Raw genomic sequence first — 17,102 nt, forward strand, 5'->3', positions numbered from 1 at the left:
TTGATATTTATCTAAATCAGAATCAATTTGGAAGACTTTTGGCTCATTGGATGATCCTGTCTATATTAATTTTTTTACAGCTCATATATTGAGCTACCCACTCTCTTATTTACCCTTTGTAAAAATGTTATATTTACATCATATATTAACAGTACTTGTGTTAATATATGCTCATGGAAGACAAAAAATACACTTTTGAGGGGCTTTGCGCCCTATCGGGCCTTAGTTCTAGGACTTTGCGGTATTACATCCAAATTGGCCTATTAGATAAGCCAATAGGACAAACCCGGGCAGCTCATTATGTGAGCTCCCACCTTGAGAAGATCCTTCGTATCAAGCAGTTATCTGAATCCGGGATATCGCTTGAACGAATTCGAGAAGTGCTATCCGGCGAACCCCTTGCCCTGCCTGAAAGATCTAAAAGACCAGGCCATGTGGAAGTGCGAAGCCACCTTTGGGTAGCGAATGGTATTGAGCTGCAGGTATCACCAGAAACAGCTGAACTTAGCCCTGAGCAATTACGCCAATTTTTAAAAGGTGTATTGCAGGCATATGAACAAGTGAAAAAGGATTCGCAATGATTGAATTGGATGAAGTAGTTGGTTTAAGCACTGATGATGGCGAGCAAATGGCATTGCAATCCGTTAGCGCAAAAGGCAAGGTACAAGGCCTTCTATTAGAGATGACTATTCGCCAGCAATATAAAAACACCACTAAGAAAACCTTAGAGACTGTTTATACCTTCCCTATGGGTTGGGGTGCTACCTTCATGGATTTAAGTGTTGAGATGGGCGGTAAGCGCTTAAGCGGTGTCGTAACTGAAAAGAAAGATGCTGAAGAGCAGTATGAAAATGCTATCAGCAAAGGCGATGCGCCAATCATGCTGGAGAAAAATTCTGATGGACTTTATACCGTCAACTTAGGCAGTCTCAAACCCAAAGAAGAAGCTGTTATTGAATATACCTATTCTCAATTACTGAGATTTGAAGAAGGTCATGTAAGACTAACCCTTCCGACTACCATTGCCCCTCGTTATGGCGATAGTAGCCAAGGTGGAATTAAAAAGCATCATGGAGTAGAAACAGACTTCTTAGTTGAATATCCATTCTCACTCTCCCTACTCCTTAGTGGTGGCATGGAAAAAGCGACTGTTGAGTGTCCTTCTCACCAAGTTCAAGTGACAACGAGTGAAAAAGGTCTTGAGGTAGGTCTAGCCCGCTCTGGTTTCTTAGATCGTGACTTTATTCTTAATCTAAGCAAACTCGAAAATGAGTCTTTCTTTATTGTGACTCCTGATAAGCAAATGGGTCCTGAAGGCTGTACAGTATTAGCTAGCTTTTGCCCTCCCGCTCTTGCCAATCAAAAAGAGCTTAGTGCTGATATTAAGATTTTGGTTGATTGTTCAGGCTCTATGGCAGGAGATAGCATTGAATCAGCTAAAAGAGCTTTACATCATGTTTTAAGTAATCTACGTGAGGATGACCGTTTTAGCTACTCCCTATTTGGTAGCAAGGTCAAACATGAATTCTCTAGCCTTAAGCCAGTCAATCAATTCAATATTGGCACCGCCTCATTATTGGTAAGCAATACTGAAGCAAATATGGGCGGCACAGAAATTGAAGACGCCCTACTATCTACCTTCAAATTAAAAGGTACTGAGAAAAAGGCAGACGTCTTACTCATTACCGATGGTGAAGTTTGGGATACCTCAAACATCATTGCTGCAGCTAAGAATTCAGGTCATCGCATATTTGCCGTTGGTGTGGGTACCTCTCCCGCTGAAACATTGCTACGCGAATTGGCCGAGATGACTGGGGGCGCCTGTGAATTAGTCTCTCCTAAAGAAGATATTGAAAAAGCGATTGTGCGGATGTTTAATCGCATTCATCTACCAAGAGCTAAAGAGATTGAGATCAATTGGGGAACAAATGAGACCCCAGAATGGACTGTGGGAACTAACACTGCCATTTTCAGCGGCAATACTCATCACGTATTTGCGGGATTCAAAAGCATTCCAAACAAGCCTGCACACTTAAGCTATCAACTTGGGGCTAGCTCAGAACGAATTGGTGTTGGTGCAAACTCAATTACTCAAGCCAATGACGGGAATCTTGCTCGCTTAGGCGCATCACAAAGATTAAGCGCACTAACCGAAGAAAAACAACTTTGTTTAGCCCTAGAATATCAACTCATAACTGAACAAACCAATTGTATTTTGGTGCATGTAAGAAGCGTCGAAGAAAAAGCAACTGATATGCCTGAACTTCAAAAGATTGCGCAGATGCAAGCTGCTGGTTGGGGGGGCGCAGGTACAGTTCAAGAAACAGTGCTGCACTGCATGGCCCCTATGCAAGATAGCATCCAATATTCCATGGCCTCAGTTAGCGCTTGCAGAGTTCCTTCCAATAATATTGATTACAGCCAATATGATTTGCCAAGAGTATTTAGATCAAGCCGAGAGGCAGACACATCATCTAGCCTTGATTCATTTGATAGACCAAAATCATTACTTGATAGAGCGGCAGATTATTTTGAAATACCCGCTTTTTTAAGAAAACAAGCTAATGCTGATCACATGCCTCCCGCCAAGATTGATCCGCTTCTACCTCATGACATTGTTTCTATAGCTAATCATGATCTTCAAAATAGAAATCAAATTTGTTCATTTGTGAAGTTAGTAGAAAGCCACCTATTAAGCGATGAGCTGAAATATGCCCTCGATAAGCTTCAAGAGTCCATGAGTAGCGAGCAGGCTTGGACCATTGTGATGTCTTGGGTCTTATTTAAATTGTCTGATGCCATTACCTGGAATGAAAAAACCAAAGAGACTATTGAGCTATTGGTGAATGAATTAGATCCAAAGCTATTTAACACCGGATTAGATGTAGTTAATCGAGTTTTTGATTTGCTTAAGCCTAAATTCTGAGGGTAACAGTTTTGATGTGTATTGGGTAGTGCTAGGTTATTGATTTAGTTGATTGCTTGATATTTGTAGCGGCCAAGAGGATTAGGTATGAGTGCCTTGAAGCCTGAAGACATAGTCTTTTCATTGAAAAAACCATATCTGCTTGCGTACTCTTTTTTCTCATCCCCCTGAGATCTCCTTTCGGGTACGAGCAAGCCGACAGCCGGGAAAGACCGGCAATTTCTTTTCTCTCAACTCACCTTGGCTTCATAAAAATTCCCAGCATCAAAGATATGAGGTTTATCGCCCAAGAGGTAGATTGTCTGCCCTTTAGGAGCGGTCACGAGCCCGCTACGCTCATATTCATAGTATTCATACGCAATCTCATCCTCAAAATTGCTGCCAATCATATTGATATACGTATCGTTCAGAAAAACGGATTGGCCAGTCTCTTTATCAAACCCGCAATCGCCATGAACAATCATTTTGGGCAATACAAAGCCCCTGTGTCGATAGGTGCCAGCAGTAATCTTAGGTAGCCTGAGCATTTGATTGATGCCAATAAAAAGCAATAATTCAAAAAAGGTATCGTCATCATCATTTTTCTTGCTTGATAAATGATTAATCCAGAAACGAAATTGTCGTATTACCGCAGTCTCAATCGACACATCCCAGTTATACGCATAATTCTCGACCGAGATTTCCTCATCATGGGCAATTGGACCCCCAAAAAGTAATTCAATCTTTGCCATCCTTATTGCAAGACCTTATTCATAAAAGATCTGCCCTCTCATATCCTTGATGAATACTTGGTAGAAGTCTTTCCACTTTTGTAGCTCTTGGGGCTGGCAGACTGCTGAGGGTCTTTCGACCATCAGTCTACGCTTAACGCTTACCGTACTGCCATCCAATGCGTAGCTGGCGTCATATTGGATATAGCCCTTTTTATAATGAGTTTCTGCTGGTATGTGAGTTACTTTTACATTACTTGGAAATGTAATGAGATAGGCTTCATTGACCAATTTGGTGGCACATCGATAAGGACGTTTAAAAGCTTCTGGGGGCCTATCATTGGCAATAGTTGCAAGCTCACCTGGTGCTAGCCCTACTGGCACCGTCATGGCACCAGGACCGGGGAAATTACTCACTGCATCGAGTGTAAACTTGGAATCGGTGGTGAGGGGTTCATCTAGGTTATAGACTGAGGTGCTCTTAAGTTTGCCCTCACCGGTTTGCCGAAATTTTGCTAGTTGAGTACTGGCGATTTTTTCAGATAAGGTAGTGTTCAAGCCTTCATATTTATAGCGTGCTGCAATTTCAGCGCTACCAAAGTACATCGAGTGCGCCTCACCTTTAATACGTCCATCCTTCTGGATTGTCATCACCATGCCAGTGATGGTGCGGTTGAGATCCATATCCGGTTTATGGGTGCGGCCAATCTTTCCCAAGTCAGTAATTAAAGTGGGTTTATGCACTTCGTCTTCTGGCAGCAAGCCATACGGCGCCATCTCAGCTGTGGAGTCTAGATATTGATCCCATGCAGGGATATAGGTAATGACGTGATTGAATGGCCCAACCACAGGGTATTTAGGAACGGTAAAGCTACTGCCAGCATTAATCAGCGCGCTACTGGCTTTAATGCCTTTAGCGGCCAGCAGTGCAATGAGCAAGGCATTGTGGTCTTTGCAGTCACCGTAGCGATTATCAATAATGCTATTGGCATCATGCGGGGTAATGCTGCCGTCATCTAAATAGATTCCGACATATCGAATATTGCGTGAGACCCAGTTATAGATCGCTCTGGCTTGCTGCTGTTTGAAGTCTTTTTCAGCCTCTATTGCAGCCTTGGCCTCCCCATCCTTTGACGGCTTAATGCCTTTAGTAATCTCATCGGCTAGCTTTTGAACTTGGGGCGTTACTTTTACCTTATCTTTAATTTTGGCTTCATAGACTTTTGCAAATGCTGCCTGACTTGGGAAGGTGGATATATAAATGTGCGGTGCGTAGTCATCTAGACCGACCTCTAATTGTTCTTTCGCGGCAAACTTGAGATTTTTATAGGTAAAACGCATGCGCTTAGTGCCATCGCCAATGACTTCCTCATCTCCACCGCCGATACCCTTGGTATCAACATAAAGCTTGAGATCTTCTGGATAGGTTAAGGTGTATTCAAAGCCTTGATTCTCAACATAAGGTGCGAAGTTGAACTTGGTATAGAAATAGCCTGGCAAGAGCGACTTAAAAGTAGTGAGTTTGGTTTTGTAATACGTCTTAGACCCTGGGGTCACATTAGGAAAGACAATAATTTTGTGCTTTTGATCGGAGAAGAATGCGGCGCCCTGACTGTTATCGTCCTCTACCGTTCTGATGGCCGATTGTTGGACTGATATCTTTTTGCCTTGGGGCGTAATCGTATAAGCCTCAATAACTTCAAGACTGGCCGTACTCGAATTAAAAGGTAGATCTGCTGACGATGCCGAATCCACAATTAATTGTGACTTCACGAGTTTGGTGAGCTCATTGATTTCGACTACTTTGCCATCTGGGTAGATGGTCTCATTCACAATGGAGCGCTCTATGGCTGATAAGGGCTCTAGATCTGAGTTATTGGCACTCGTTACTCCTACATATGCCAATCCAAATAAAGTGGCAAAGGCTATGAATACCGCTACTGCTGACTGAATAATAGCCTTCATGGCTTATCCTCATAACTGCGATTGGAATAAATAATCTCTCCAGCCTCAGTACCCACTAGGTAAGCAGATCTAGTCTCCGGATCAAACCCTAGCCAATCACAAGCAAGTGTTGCCCCGCCGAATAATCCCTCGCAAACACACATATCTTTCCAATATTTCTTGCCGTCTTTTTCAATGATGCCCTCAAACCCCATCGCCTCCCATCGCTCAACAATAGATTCAATGTCCAAAGGCCCCATTGCACCATCGCGAAATAAATGCTCGTCAAACCAGACGCGACCATTCATGAGATTCTCATGATCTTTTAGGCATTGCTCCCACCCGCCAGGATATTTCTGGCGAATAGTCTCAATAGGCACAATGAAATCAATAAACTCGGTTGCAATTGCCATATCTAGTCCTGGTATTTGTTATCTACGTACATAAGAAAGGATGTATGCCTTGCGTTTACTTACTTCACTCACAAACACAATGCCTGCGTGATCATGGATGGTGGCCAGAGGCTCTTGTAATAGGACTTTATCTGGCAGGTATGGATTACCTTTTCCATCTCGGAGCCTAAACTTGGGTAGGCCTAAGATTTTTGCGGTATCAATAAACGCTGCTACTGTAATTGGCCTATTAAAGGATGTGGCTGATCCCCCTCTAGGTGATATCTGAAGTGGCATTAGGGTCATGAGAATGAGGGCACTGGTCAGCATTTGGTTTTATTGGGCTCTCTATGAAATTGCTTAGTTTTTTCATTTTCTTGAGCTTCTAGCTCATTAGATGAGCTTTGCTGGTTTTAATCTAAATACTTCTTACCCAAAGGAGCAATCCATGAAACGCGCCATATTGATCTTGTCATTACTACTTGCTGGCACCGCTAGTGCCCAGGTAAACAATTGGGATAACTCGCCCAATAACTGGAATAACTCTCAGAATAATTGGAACAACTCACCCAATAACTGGCAGAACAGTCCCAACAACTGGAATAACTCTGCCAATAATTGGAATGCTACTAACGGGGTATATAACAACAGTGGCAATCGCATTGGTTATGAAACGCAATCCCCTACTGGCGTGACCAATGTCTTTGATAACAACGGCAATCGGATTGGCTACTCACCTAGTCAAAAGCAATGAATGCCGAAATGATCATTGATACCGAGGAGTTTTTAACGGTATTAAAAAGACTTAAACCCAGAAAGACCACCAAAGCCTCTTTGGCAGAAGGTCTCTATATCGCGCTATTTAATGGCGAGGCGATTTTTTGTGTCAGAGGCATTCAGACGAGGTGCCTAGTGGAGAAGGCAAACTGGTCCGGCTATATTGAGGTGAACTCTGGGGTTGTTTTATCCTTTTTGGCTGCTCGGCCTACCGGCAAGACTGTGAGACTTGCCGTAAACGGTGATGTCTTTCAGATTGAGAACCTGAGGGTGCCATGTAAAACCATGCAATCTCCAGAATGGATTACTGCGATGAGTTTTGAGGCGCACTTAAATGACGATCCCAAGGCTTCTCCCATGACCATCGATTTATATTGTCCTAAATGCGGGAAGAAGCGCGGGGAATACTTCAAACAAAGAGTGGTGAAACAACCTGAGCTAGGTGATTCGCCCTTACCTAAATATCCCAGCTCCAGAAGATGTCATGCTTGTAGGCATGAGTGGCTTGAGTTTGCTGATTTAGCGTGAATAAATTACTTTTTTTAGACTTCGATGGCGTCTTGCATCCCACTGGCTTTGCAGGGGAAGATCCATTTAGTCGAGTCGGCCTGCTTGAGGAAGTTCTAGCAGACACCGCTTTGGGTATTGTGGTTTCTTCTAGTTGGCGCTTTACCCATAGTCTGGAGAAACTTCAAAAAGTTCTCCCACAAGGTATTGCGGATTTGATTGTTGGCACTACTGGGGCACCAATAGTCGGTAAACATCCTCGCTTTCATGAAATCCAGTGCTATTTACGCATACATGGTTTGGCTGACTGGAAAGCGCTAGATGATTCTTACTGGGAGTTTCCCCCTCACTGCCAGGAGCTCATTCGTTGCAATCCCAATACGGGGATTGGCCCACGTGAAATAGATAATCTCCAACGCTGGCTAAGCTTAGCAAGTTAAAAGTGATGCGGTATTAGTAAAAAATGCGTGCTCGCTTTGTTAATTTATTTCTCATTTTTGATAGATTAATGACCTACTAGCTCACGAAATGAGCTATAAAGTACTTGTAGTTCTTAAAACCACAAAAACACCTGTTTGGAGTCCTTATGAGTGATATGGAACGCCTACATCGCATTAAGTACATGATTCAACAGCGTAAATGTGTGCCGATCGAGGACTTCTTGGATGAACTAGAGATCTCTAAGGCTACTTTCAAGCGGGATTTAGAGTATTTGCGCTCTCGCTCTAAGGCCGATATTGAGTATGACCGCTTTCTAGGAGGTTATAAGTTCAAGGATGGCAGCGACATTAATAAGATTGAGATGCCTGGGCTGTGGTTCTCTGAAAAAGAAGCCACTGCCCTAGTGCTAATGCAGCACCTTCTCTCATCCTTAGATCAGGCGGGTTTAATTGGTCCCCATATCGAACCACTCACGGCCATCATCGATGGCATCTTGGGTCAAAGTGAAACTAGCGCCAAAGAATTGCGCAAACGCATTAAAGTCATTGGCATAGGGTCACGTAAGAACTCGATTGAGAACTTCTCTGAAATCGGTGCAGCCCTACTTAAGCGCAATCGCCTCGAGATCGCCTACTACTCTAAAGGTAAGGGTGAGGACACCAACAGAGAGATCTCTCCGCAGCGCCTGATCTATTACCGGGAGAATTGGTATCTGGATGCTTACTGTCATCTACGCAACGATTTACGTAGCTTTGCAATTGACGGCATTCGCAGTGCAGTATTAACTAATAAAAAGGCGCAAGAAGTGGCTGAAAAAGATTGCCACGAACACTTTGCTGAAAGCTATGGCATCTTCTCTGGTAAGGCCACACAGAGAGCAAAGCTACGCTTTACACCAGAACATTCCCGCTGGGTTGCTGGTGAACATTGGCATGGTCAACAAGTGGGTAGCTTTGATAAAGACGGTTACTACAACCTCGAATTTGATTTCAACCAAGATCCAGAGTTGATCATGGACATTCTCAAACATGGCTCCGGTGTTGAGGTGATTGGGCCGGTTAGCCTGAAGAACAAAGTGAAGGCAGAGCTTGAGAAGGCGCTAAAAGGTTACGCTTAAAAGTTTAACTACTTAGTTAGTTTTTCACTGCAACTTCTGCAATAGTACTTGCCATCTTTTTCCCAGGCCTGAATCCCCAACTTCTTGGTGCACCAATAGCAATATAGGTTGGTTGAAGGGATGAACTTTCTTTCTGGCAAGTTTTCAAGTAATACTTCAGATGGTTTTTCTTGGGCCTTGGAAAGTACATAACGCCAAGCCTTGCCGATAAGTTGGTATCGAAAGATGCTGTAGATCGATAGAACGCCCATTGCGAACGCCGCTGTTATCAGCCAGTTTTCCGCAATCCAAGCCAGTATTGCCAATACAGCTAAGTAGGCAAGGTAGATGCCGAGCAATGCGAGAAGATATGGCCAGATTGCCACCAATATGAAAATGGAAATAATGGCGCCAATAATGCCGCCTGAGTCATTGTTATCTGACATGCGGCTTCCTTGGTGCTTGAGTACTCCAGTCATACGCTAGATCAATAAAGAGCGCGGCCTCTTGTGAGAGAAATTGTGGTGATGGAAAGACCCCCACCCTTCCCAGATCTAATCGATCTGCATCCCAGCAAGTTTGTATCGTCCTATTGATCGATACTTCGCCACCAGAGTGATGGCGTAGCGCATAGCAAAGGTAATCAAGCTGCAGTGGTTGTAAATCAAAGTAATCCCCGTGAATACCGTGAGCAAATTCTGCCGCGCGTTCACCATGCTGAGGATCTTGGCCATCATTTAAGCGGCAGCTGTCATGCAAGAAACCAAAGAGCTCAACCACCAGCAAGTCTGCCTTGCGGATCTGACCAATATTTTTTCCGTGGTTGAGCACCCTCGCCCAGTGATTAGCCCCATGTATACCTTGCCAATCAAGCTTGAACTCGCTTTTGATGAGTGCAATCAAACCAGGTCGATCAAAGTCCATCAAAGGCCTCACTATGAAGATGTCGGTCTATTTTTAGGTGTAGCTTTAAAGCAGTGGAAAAATAATACAACTTTGGATTGGACTTAATGTATTGATACTCCTGCTCGGTAATGCGTAAGCTAATACCTCTAGCCCAGTAGTAATGAAACCCCTGGTCTTCGATAGCAATGCCAATGTATTGATAGTCAGAAGAATGCGGGGGTTTAAAAATGTGCGGGCTTTTAGTTAACTGCTCTATGTGTATTAATTGAATATTCATTCACTTCTCCTCTTTAGCCAATTCGACAGATGTCAGGGCTTGGCAAGTCGGTTTAAATCCGCCCTTAATGCTTAATGTTGATCTACTCACTTCTAGTGAATTACAGCCTCAGTCACCTCAGGCTTTCCTTCTGGATCTTTTTTTTGACCGGTGATCAAATATTGCTTAGTTGCAATAGCAACCTTGAGGTACTCATCTACCGCCGCTCTGAAATTCTCAAAGCCATCTTGCTTGTTAAACGCGTAGGCCAAACTAAAGATTAGGTTGTCAGCATCTTCGCCATCAAGAGTTACAGTATTTGAATCATCGTTATCAACTACTCTTAGACCTCTAGTAAATTCAGGTTTCTCGTCCTCGACCCAACTGAGATCCAGCCTATCGACATCAAAACGCAAACTGCGAAATATGTTGTTGACTGTAAAACGGGCACCGCCTAAGTATGTGTAATCGCGCATAAGACCTCCAAATAAATGATTAATCTCTACCAACAAATTATCAAGACTTGGGAGCTCAAATATTGAGCTAGAGAAGCTTTGGCCCAATAAAAAACCCACCAATGGGTGGGTTTGTCGCTTTTGATTACCCGCTGTATTGGGTCTCATCTTTTTAGCACCTTACTAGCGTTAGCAGGTTGCTGTGGCGACAAAGCCATCTCTTGATGTTTTTTTATTATACAAAGGCTTTCGAAAAATTAACTATTTATTTTTGTGTCATTGGCATTTAAATAAGTCGACATTTATTGAAATGTAAATATTTGTTAAATCTTGGACATAAAGAAAAAAATTTTCAATCGTTTGAGCGGATCAATGTGTAAGGGTGAATCGGGGGACCTTTTTTAGAAAATGGGGGTACCGGGTGGGTGGGGGTCTACTCCTAGGGAATTGCTAAGGGGGTACCCATCAATAATTTTGTTAGAGTAAATGCATGGACTTCGATAGCTCAGACAATAGCGATACCCAATTCGCTGGCAAGATTAAAACTCAAACCTTCAAGGAATATCAACTGGAGCGCCTTATCAAGGATGGCAAGGTCATTCCAGCATCCAAGCTAGCCGAGGCCAAAGAACAGGAGCTGCAGCGCATCAGAGAGTTTGAGGCGGCGTCAGAAGACCAGCAGCGTCACAATAGAACAGCCACACCACCACCAAGAGATAAGCTAGAAAATCTACCCCTAACCAGGGAACGATTTGAAGAATAAGTGGGTACCAATGTGGGTACTAGGGAAAATATTGGCAACAAAAAACCCAGTAAATCATTGAATTTACTGGGTTTTCTATATGCATATTGGCGGAAGAGGTGTCTAGATTTTGCCCCTCCAAGACACTCTACTCTTGACCATAAACCCTTTAAATATATGCCTTTGAAGGTTGCCCCTACTCCTGAGCAGCCCACTCTAACCCATTAAAATCTATGCATTGCTGGTGGGTAGAGTGGTGGGTACAAAACATGGGGAGCGGCGTTGCAAGAGAGTAGAAAAATCAGCTTTACAGCGCGAGGTCTTGGTTCAATAGTAACTCCTGGATACCATGCCGACCCCGAATCCAAGGGCCTGTATATCCAGGTTTTTAAGGGTGTTAGCGACTATAAGCGTAGCTGGATCTTTCGCTACACCAGCCCCACCCTACTTAAACGCCGTGAAATGGGTCTAGGCTCCCTAGATTCTCGATCCTTAGCTGAGGCACGTAGAGCAAGCCTTGATCTCAGGAAAATGGTCTTGGAAGGAATTGATCCTGCTGAAGAGCGATCTAAAGCACGTAGCAAGGCTACAAATGCAATTAATGATGGCATTACCTTTGCAAAAGCTGCTGAGCTATGCATTAAAGGTAAAAGGTCTGAATGGAAAAATGCAAAGCATGCTGATCAATGGGAAAACACCATAGCAACTTTCGTCACCCCAAAGATTGGCAAGATGAGAGTTGATCAGATCAATACCGGTCATATTGCCAAGCTACTTGAGCAAGAGATTAAAAAGAAGTCTGGTGAAGTTGAGGGACCCTTCTGGAATATCCGCACTGAAACTGCTACCCGAGTACGGCAACGAATTGAAGTGATCTTTGACTGGTGCAAGGCCCATGAATATATCAAGGGTGATAATCCGGCCCGCCTTAAAGGTGCCCTGGCCCATCTACTGCCTAAAGCCAATAAGATTCAGAAGAAAAGTCATCACCCCGCCCTGCCATTTCAGCAAATCGGCGAATTCATGAGAGAGCTCAGAATAAAGAGTGGCTTTTCTGTACTTGCTCTTGAGTTTTTGATTCTTACGGCTACCCGCACAAGTGAAGTACTCAATGCGAAATGGGATGAATTTGATATTGAGAATAAGGTTTGGACAATTCCAGCTGAAAGGATGAAGGCTGGTAAGGCGCATCGTGTGCCATTAAGTACTCGAGCAGTCGAGATATATGAATACCTCTCCAAGCATCGGACAAATAACTCTTTATTTCCGAGTAAGCATCACAATAAAGACAACATATCGAATATGTCTTTAATTGCCATCATGAAGAGAATGCCGGCATATGCCCAATATGTTCCTCATGGATTTAGATCGACTTTTAGAGACTGGGCTGCAGAAACTACTGACTATCCAAATGAGACTGTGGAGCTTGCGTTGGCTCACACTATTAAAAATAAGTCTGAAGCTGCCTATAGAAGGCAGGATCAATTAGAGAGGCGGGCAAAATTGATGGAAGAATGGAGAATTTATATTACCGATAGATCTTGTCCTCTATAAAGCAGCGTAGATCTATGTATAGAGATTTTTAAGGTGGCTATTGCATAAAACTCATTAATTTTTTAACGCATAGCAAAGGAAATGAAATTTTTGCACCCACAATAACTAAATTTACTTGAGGGAATGGTATTTAATTCGACGATTGTTGAAGGCTGGCATTGTCCCCTCAAGCACCTTAACTACATGTCCATTGATCACAGGATTTTCGATTGACCCTGCAATATACGATATCTTTAACCCACCCTTACGATCAAATTCTGAGCAGACTATCTGCTCCGCATCACAAACAACAGCAAGATTTGGATTATGTGTGACCATAATAATCTGTCGCCGTTTCTTTGCCTCCGTGAGCACGGGAACAAGCAAGCTAACTACGGTCTCATTGTCGAGATTCTCCTCGGGCTGATCAAGAATAATTGGATTTCGCCCTTTATCTACTAGGAGGTAAAAAATCAGTAGTAATGCTCCACGTTGCCCTGGGGAGAGTTGCTCGATCTGCGTGTCTTGAAAAAGCAAAGAATAACGAGGTTCAAGAAATGAGAGGCCAAAAAGTAAGTCATAAACGTCTGTTGAAGTTTTATCTTTTCTCAATAATGGAACAATTCCAACAACAGTTCTTCCTTCTGCCGCAGCCTCAACTCTTGCGTGTAAATCAGAAACAAAATCTTGAACATCACTGCATGCGTTGAGATTATATTTATCAGCTATGCTACGCACAGTTGAATACCCTTCATCTGCGCCGCGAAACTCACCTGTATTTTGCTTAATGAGCTCAAAAAGTGCATCTGCAATAATATCGGCCGAGCCACCAAGCGCCGCTTGGAACTGCAGCTTGTACTCATCTCGAATTAAATCATTCCCTTGAATTAGATCCTGAACTGGCCTAAATAAATCCTCACGAGATTGTCGCTGCGCCTCAAGAACTCCAAATATTTCTCCAGTAAGCTGAAGCCGTAATTTGCGATGGGCACTTAACCTAGAGGGAAGCTCTTCAATCTGCTTAATGCGAGTCTGCAGACCATTCAATGCATCTGGAATTTCCGCCGTTCCAGTTAGCTCCCCAAGCCTTGCATTCCAAGCTTCTTGTGCCGTTAGGTTCTGCTGATAGGCTAGTTGAGGTGCGTTCAACTTGGCATTTAATAAAGCCTGCTCTGCTTGCAGCTCAGATTTTTGTATAGCCGCTGCTTGAGTATTGGCCTGCAATCTCAATTGCTCGACAGGGATCGATATCTCAATTTGATCAAGCACTTGACTATTTAAGGTGACCGCAACTATTTCATTTGGGTCTAATGCGAGAATACTCAGATCCGCCGCCGCATCATTAATAAACTGTTTGTGTGCGCGCTCTAAGATTCTTAGTCGATCACGCACATTCTGTATGGCCTTAAGTTTTCCCGCCAGAACAAGTTCAGTCGCATTATTTAAATTAGCGACCTCTTCAAGAGCTTTTAGTTTATTGGCAACTGCTTCAATTTGTGATGCGGCCTGCTGCTGTTCCAGCGTCAACGCTGATGCGGGCCTGGTTAATAGGGCTGGCTTCAGTTTATTATGCTCTTCGATTTGGCGCATCTTGACTTGTAGGAGCTCTTGCAATGAGCTCTTAACATTTGGCTGAAGTTGCTCCTCGAAAGATGTAATCTCCTGGTTTACTCGATGAAGATCTTTGCGGAGATCATTTAATTGAATACGAAAACCACTCTCCTGTTGATCAATCAATTGATCAAAATCAAGAGCGCCAAGCCGAATAGATTCTCCAGCATGGGAAAAGATCACGGAGCGTAGTTCCTTTTCAAAAGCATCTGAAGTCCCACTCACATGGCCATTGCAAAGATCCTCAAAGTGACCCTGTGGTATGTAGCGAACCATTTCCACTTTATCTGCTGGAGGGTCATCATTTAAATTGCGCTCTTCTTCGGTAGAATCCAGCCAGGCTAACTTTCCCTCAAAGTTCTTAGCGGGATCACCAGATTTCCCCCTAAAGCGATCCTTTTGCAAAAAGGAAAAATGAAGGCTCTGCCGAGAGTTTCCAAGAAGCGCAATGACATCAGCAAGCGCACTCTTCCCGCTACCCTTATTTCCTATTACAGCCACTAGATCTGGATTCAGCGGCAAGTCCACCCCATCCAACCATAGGTCAGGAGCACTCATTACCCGCTTATTAATCAAGACACGATCAATGAAGAAAGTTTTATTTGAGTCAATCTCTAACTGCTTCAAAGGACGTATACCAATAAAAGAGCGTTTTGAAGGCTCCTTAATGGCTTGCTGTAGACCATGAAAGGTTGGGTCAGCCTTTATCCAGGTGACTTTACCCGAGGGGAAGTCTCCATAGCCACGCCTGTCATTATCTCCGCTAACCCCAACGAAACAATGAGCATCACTACCAGAAACGACAAGGCGAGGCACATTGCCCAGACTCTCTTGAAACTTTGACAGAAAAGCTTTGTTCTTATCGGTTTCCTCACCAATAAAGCAGGAGCGTAGATCCAAATCGCGAGATTCGAATATTGGAGAAGTCTTAAAAAGACTAATGAAGTAAGCGTAGTGCTCCTCCCACCGGACATCTGCCAACCCATCACTCGTGTCGAATGGCATAAATCCAACTGCAAGTCCATCGGGAACCTGACTGATGGCATCGCGATAGCTTTCGGCAGTAACCTCTGCAATTGATGCTCCAGCTAGATGGGCTGCGGCCTTATCCGCCATCTCAACCTGCTTGAATCCATGAAGCTTCAGAATATCTTCGGACATTTCCTGAGCAAGCGTGACCAAGGCCGGGTCCGATAAGGGGCGGCCGCCAATAGCAAGCCGAAGGGCGGCCTTGAAATCGTGGAGCACTTGATCTGGCGTCTCGTCTGAAAAAAGAACATGAGCGTTAAGACGCCCATTAGCAGTCTTCATTGGCGCCATGAGGCGTAGCTCAATACCAGGAAACACCATCTTATCCAACTTCGGAGCGCCAGGCTCTTGAAGGCGCCGCTTCAGCGCAAACCATCCATCAAAAGTCCAGTAATCCATTAAAGCAAATACGGCAGGCTGCGCATCATTCATTGCCTTAATCATTTGATCAACGAGTGTTCGGTTGATATCGGCGCTGGGGTCTGCATCAAATTTCACACCTTTCCAGTGAAAGGAGGCCGGCGTGTGGACATGAAGATCCCATTGACGCCATTCTGAGCCGCGTTCAAACTGATTTGAAGATGCCATAACCTACCTCTTTTGTGCAATTAAAGTGTCATTAATAACAATAAGTATCTCGCACTATAACGATAAAGTATCGTTAAAAAATCAGGGCAGTATTACAAGGCCATCAAACCAGCTAATTTTAGTCAATAGCGTTTCTTTAGCACTCTTTTATTTTATGTAGCCCTCTCAAAATGCGGCACATCTACAAATCCCTTGAAATTCCCACCCCACTTATTTATGGGGGTTAGGCTTTCCCAGTATTCGCCGACAGTGCGAAGTAACTCCTTATCCCAAACTAGCTTTCCCCTCCAGAAGAAATTGAGATCAATAGCGCAGCGTCTTAGGTGATTGCTATTCATAGTCTTTGATCTACCGCCCTTAAAGTAGATCTCTTGTTGCTCTGGTGAGCGCCAGAGCTCTCCTCCTGTAATAACCCACCCTTCCGCAGTAGCAAACTGAATGAGTTTGCAGACGTCTAGCAGGAAGGCTGCCTGTTCTGCTACTAAAGCACTTGCTTTTGTATTCACTTAGATTGTTCTTTTTTATTTGAACCATGCATGCGCATCTCAAAGATCTTCTCTACTGATCTACCGCCGAAGTAAGCCAGCATGACTAGCTGACCCCATTCACCCAGAAGCTTTACATAGGCTTCATTGATATCTATCCCCATGGCTGAGAGCAGGGCGAACAGTAGGTAGGCGGTCAGGATATAAACCAGCGTTCCTGGTCTGATGTTCTTTGATAGCCTGGAATCGCTACCCATATCAGATTGCCAGCGATTAGTAGCATTTTCTTGTGAAGCTCGATGCATCTCAGCTAGAAGTTTGGATTCTTCTATTTCGAGCTCTTTCTGCTTGAGTGTGTATTGCAGGAGCAACTGTTCTTGCTCAATCTCTAGCTGCTTGAGCTTGATGAGATCTTCCTGACTGGGATTGTCTGGAATGCGCACCCCAATCTTGCTTTCAATAAACTCTTTGCCTTTAGCTTGTACCGCGCCCGCAAGCAGGCCAAGGCCATTGACGGCCAAGGTTTGTACTAGAGATGTGATGATTGGAAGCATGTAATAGGTTCTTTTCTTGATGCTTGGAATATGGAAGTCCACCGCCCCACTTCCGCCTGGGCTTTTCTTTGGTGTTGGCAGTGGGGCGCAGTTACGCGCGCCCACACACCATGGTTACTTCAACACCCGCAGCCGCACCCAAACACCTGC

19 protein-coding genes and 1 riboswitch are annotated in these 17,102 nt (G+C 44.0%); of the genes, 8 read left to right on the top strand and 11 right to left on the bottom strand.

Annotation, left to right across the window (positions count from 1 at the left end):
* Positions 1-173: 173 nt before the first annotated feature.
* Together ICN44_RS00155 and ICN44_RS00160 are read left to right on the top strand one after the other, a co-directional pair.
* Positions 174-581 carry a helix-turn-helix domain-containing protein gene (locus ICN44_RS00155; RefSeq protein ID WP_255537281.1) on the top strand — a complete coding sequence of 136 codons (408 nt, stop codon included), beginning with the start codon at positions 174-176 and terminating at the stop codon, positions 579-581.
* Positions 578-2,926, top strand: coding sequence for a VIT domain-containing protein (locus ICN44_RS00160; protein WP_216261891.1), 2,349 nt, complete (start codon positions 578-580; stop codon positions 2,924-2,926). Before ICN44_RS00155 ends, ICN44_RS00160 begins: the two co-directional genes overlap by 4 nt.
* Positions 2,927-3,156: 230 nt before the next feature.
* Here ICN44_RS00160 and ICN44_RS00165 read toward each other — a convergent pair whose 3' ends face one another.
* Genes ICN44_RS00165 through ICN44_RS00180 form a run of 4 tightly spaced genes read right to left on the bottom strand, consistent with a single transcriptional unit; the run spans position 3,157 to position 6,302 of the window.
* Positions 3,157-3,657: a hypothetical protein gene (locus ICN44_RS00165; RefSeq protein WP_216261892.1), complete on the bottom strand. Its 501-nt coding sequence runs from the start codon at positions 3,655-3,657 to the stop codon at positions 3,157-3,159.
* Between the two features lie 15 nt (positions 3,658-3,672).
* Positions 3,673-5,601 carry a DUF3857 and transglutaminase domain-containing protein gene (locus ICN44_RS00170; RefSeq protein ID WP_216261893.1) on the bottom strand — a complete coding sequence of 643 codons (1,929 nt, stop codon included), beginning with the start codon at positions 5,599-5,601 and terminating at the stop codon, positions 3,673-3,675.
* Positions 5,598-5,993: a hypothetical protein gene (locus ICN44_RS00175; RefSeq protein WP_216261894.1), complete on the bottom strand. Its 396-nt coding sequence runs from the start codon at positions 5,991-5,993 to the stop codon at positions 5,598-5,600. Before ICN44_RS00175 ends, ICN44_RS00170 begins: the two co-directional genes overlap by 4 nt.
* Before the next feature lie 18 nt (positions 5,994-6,011).
* Positions 6,012-6,302, bottom strand: coding sequence for a hypothetical protein (locus ICN44_RS00180; RefSeq protein ID WP_216261895.1), 291 nt, complete (start codon positions 6,300-6,302; stop codon positions 6,012-6,014).
* A gap of 118 nt (positions 6,303-6,420) precedes the next feature.
* On the opposite strand from ICN44_RS00180, the gene ICN44_RS00185 reads away from it, so the two are divergent.
* The 4 genes from ICN44_RS00185 to ICN44_RS00200 all read left to right on the top strand — a co-directional run bounded on the left by ICN44_RS00185 (position 6,421) and on the right by ICN44_RS00200 (position 8,814).
* Positions 6,421-6,726: a hypothetical protein gene (locus ICN44_RS00185; protein WP_216261896.1), complete on the top strand. Its 306-nt coding sequence runs from the start codon at positions 6,421-6,423 to the stop codon at positions 6,724-6,726.
* Positions 6,723-7,277 (top strand): hypothetical protein, encoded by a 555-nt coding sequence (locus tag ICN44_RS00190; protein WP_216261897.1) that lies wholly within the window; start codon positions 6,723-6,725, stop codon positions 7,275-7,277. Before ICN44_RS00185 ends, ICN44_RS00190 begins: the two co-directional genes overlap by 4 nt.
* Positions 7,274-7,696, top strand: coding sequence for an HAD domain-containing protein (locus ICN44_RS00195; protein ID WP_216261898.1), 423 nt, complete (start codon positions 7,274-7,276; stop codon positions 7,694-7,696). Before ICN44_RS00190 ends, ICN44_RS00195 begins: the two co-directional genes overlap by 4 nt.
* 146 nt (positions 7,697-7,842) lie before the next feature.
* Positions 7,843-8,814, top strand: a complete 972-nt coding sequence (locus ICN44_RS00200; protein WP_216261900.1) for a YafY family protein — start codon at positions 7,843-7,845, stop codon at positions 8,812-8,814.
* A gap of 8 nt (positions 8,815-8,822) precedes the next feature.
* On the opposite strand, the gene ICN44_RS00205 is transcribed toward ICN44_RS00200, so the two are convergent.
* The 4 genes from ICN44_RS00205 to ICN44_RS00220 form a co-directional block, all read right to left on the bottom strand.
* Positions 8,823-9,239 (bottom strand): hypothetical protein, encoded by a 417-nt coding sequence (locus ICN44_RS00205; RefSeq protein WP_216261901.1) that lies wholly within the window; start codon positions 9,237-9,239, stop codon positions 8,823-8,825.
* The gene (locus ICN44_RS00210; protein WP_216261902.1) at positions 9,229-9,717 is read right to left on the bottom strand and encodes a hypothetical protein; all 489 of its coding nucleotides are present in this window, start codon (positions 9,715-9,717) and stop codon (positions 9,229-9,231) included. The genes ICN44_RS00205 and ICN44_RS00210 overlap by 11 nt, the downstream gene beginning before the upstream one ends.
* Positions 9,707-9,976 carry a hypothetical protein gene (locus ICN44_RS00215; RefSeq protein WP_216261903.1) on the bottom strand — a complete coding sequence of 90 codons (270 nt, stop codon included), beginning with the start codon at positions 9,974-9,976 and terminating at the stop codon, positions 9,707-9,709. Before ICN44_RS00215 ends, ICN44_RS00210 begins: the two co-directional genes overlap by 11 nt.
* 92 nt (positions 9,977-10,068) lie before the next feature.
* Entirely contained in the window at positions 10,069-10,578 is a 510-nt protein-coding gene (locus ICN44_RS00220) for a hypothetical protein (RefSeq protein WP_216261904.1), read from the bottom strand.
* A riboswitch (SAM-I-IV-variant riboswitch) is annotated at positions 10,542-10,643 on the bottom strand. It overlaps the preceding gene by 37 nt.
* A 257-nt stretch (positions 10,644-10,900) precedes the next feature.
* Between ICN44_RS00220 and ICN44_RS00225 the strand changes: the two genes are divergently transcribed.
* Positions 10,901-11,173, top strand: a complete 273-nt coding sequence (locus tag ICN44_RS00225) for a hypothetical protein (protein WP_216261905.1) — start codon at positions 10,901-10,903, stop codon at positions 11,171-11,173.
* A 261-nt stretch (positions 11,174-11,434) separates the two neighbouring features.
* The gene (locus tag ICN44_RS00230) at positions 11,435-12,706 is read left to right on the top strand and encodes a site-specific integrase (RefSeq protein WP_216261906.1); all 1,272 of its coding nucleotides are present in this window, start codon (positions 11,435-11,437) and stop codon (positions 12,704-12,706) included.
* 111 nt (positions 12,707-12,817) lie between these two features.
* On the opposite strand, the gene ICN44_RS00235 is transcribed toward ICN44_RS00230, so the two are convergent.
* From ICN44_RS00235 to ICN44_RS00245, 3 genes are all read right to left on the bottom strand, one after another.
* Positions 12,818-15,913 carry a TrlF family AAA-like ATPase gene (locus ICN44_RS00235; protein WP_216261907.1) on the bottom strand — a complete coding sequence of 1,032 codons (3,096 nt, stop codon included), beginning with the start codon at positions 15,911-15,913 and terminating at the stop codon, positions 12,818-12,820.
* Positions 15,914-16,065: 152 nt separating this feature from the next.
* Entirely contained in the window at positions 16,066-16,419 is a 354-nt protein-coding gene (locus ICN44_RS12375) for a M15 family metallopeptidase (protein ID WP_216261909.1), read from the bottom strand.
* Positions 16,416-17,057 (bottom strand): hypothetical protein, encoded by a 642-nt coding sequence (locus ICN44_RS00245; protein ID WP_216261911.1) that lies wholly within the window; start codon positions 17,055-17,057, stop codon positions 16,416-16,418. The genes ICN44_RS12375 and ICN44_RS00245 overlap by 4 nt, the downstream gene beginning before the upstream one ends.
* Positions 17,058-17,102: the final 45 nt, after the last annotated feature.

This window comes from Polynucleobacter sp. JS-Fieb-80-E5 (assembly GCF_018882015.1).
Taxonomy (GTDB): Bacteria; Pseudomonadota; Gammaproteobacteria; order Burkholderiales; family Burkholderiaceae; genus Polynucleobacter.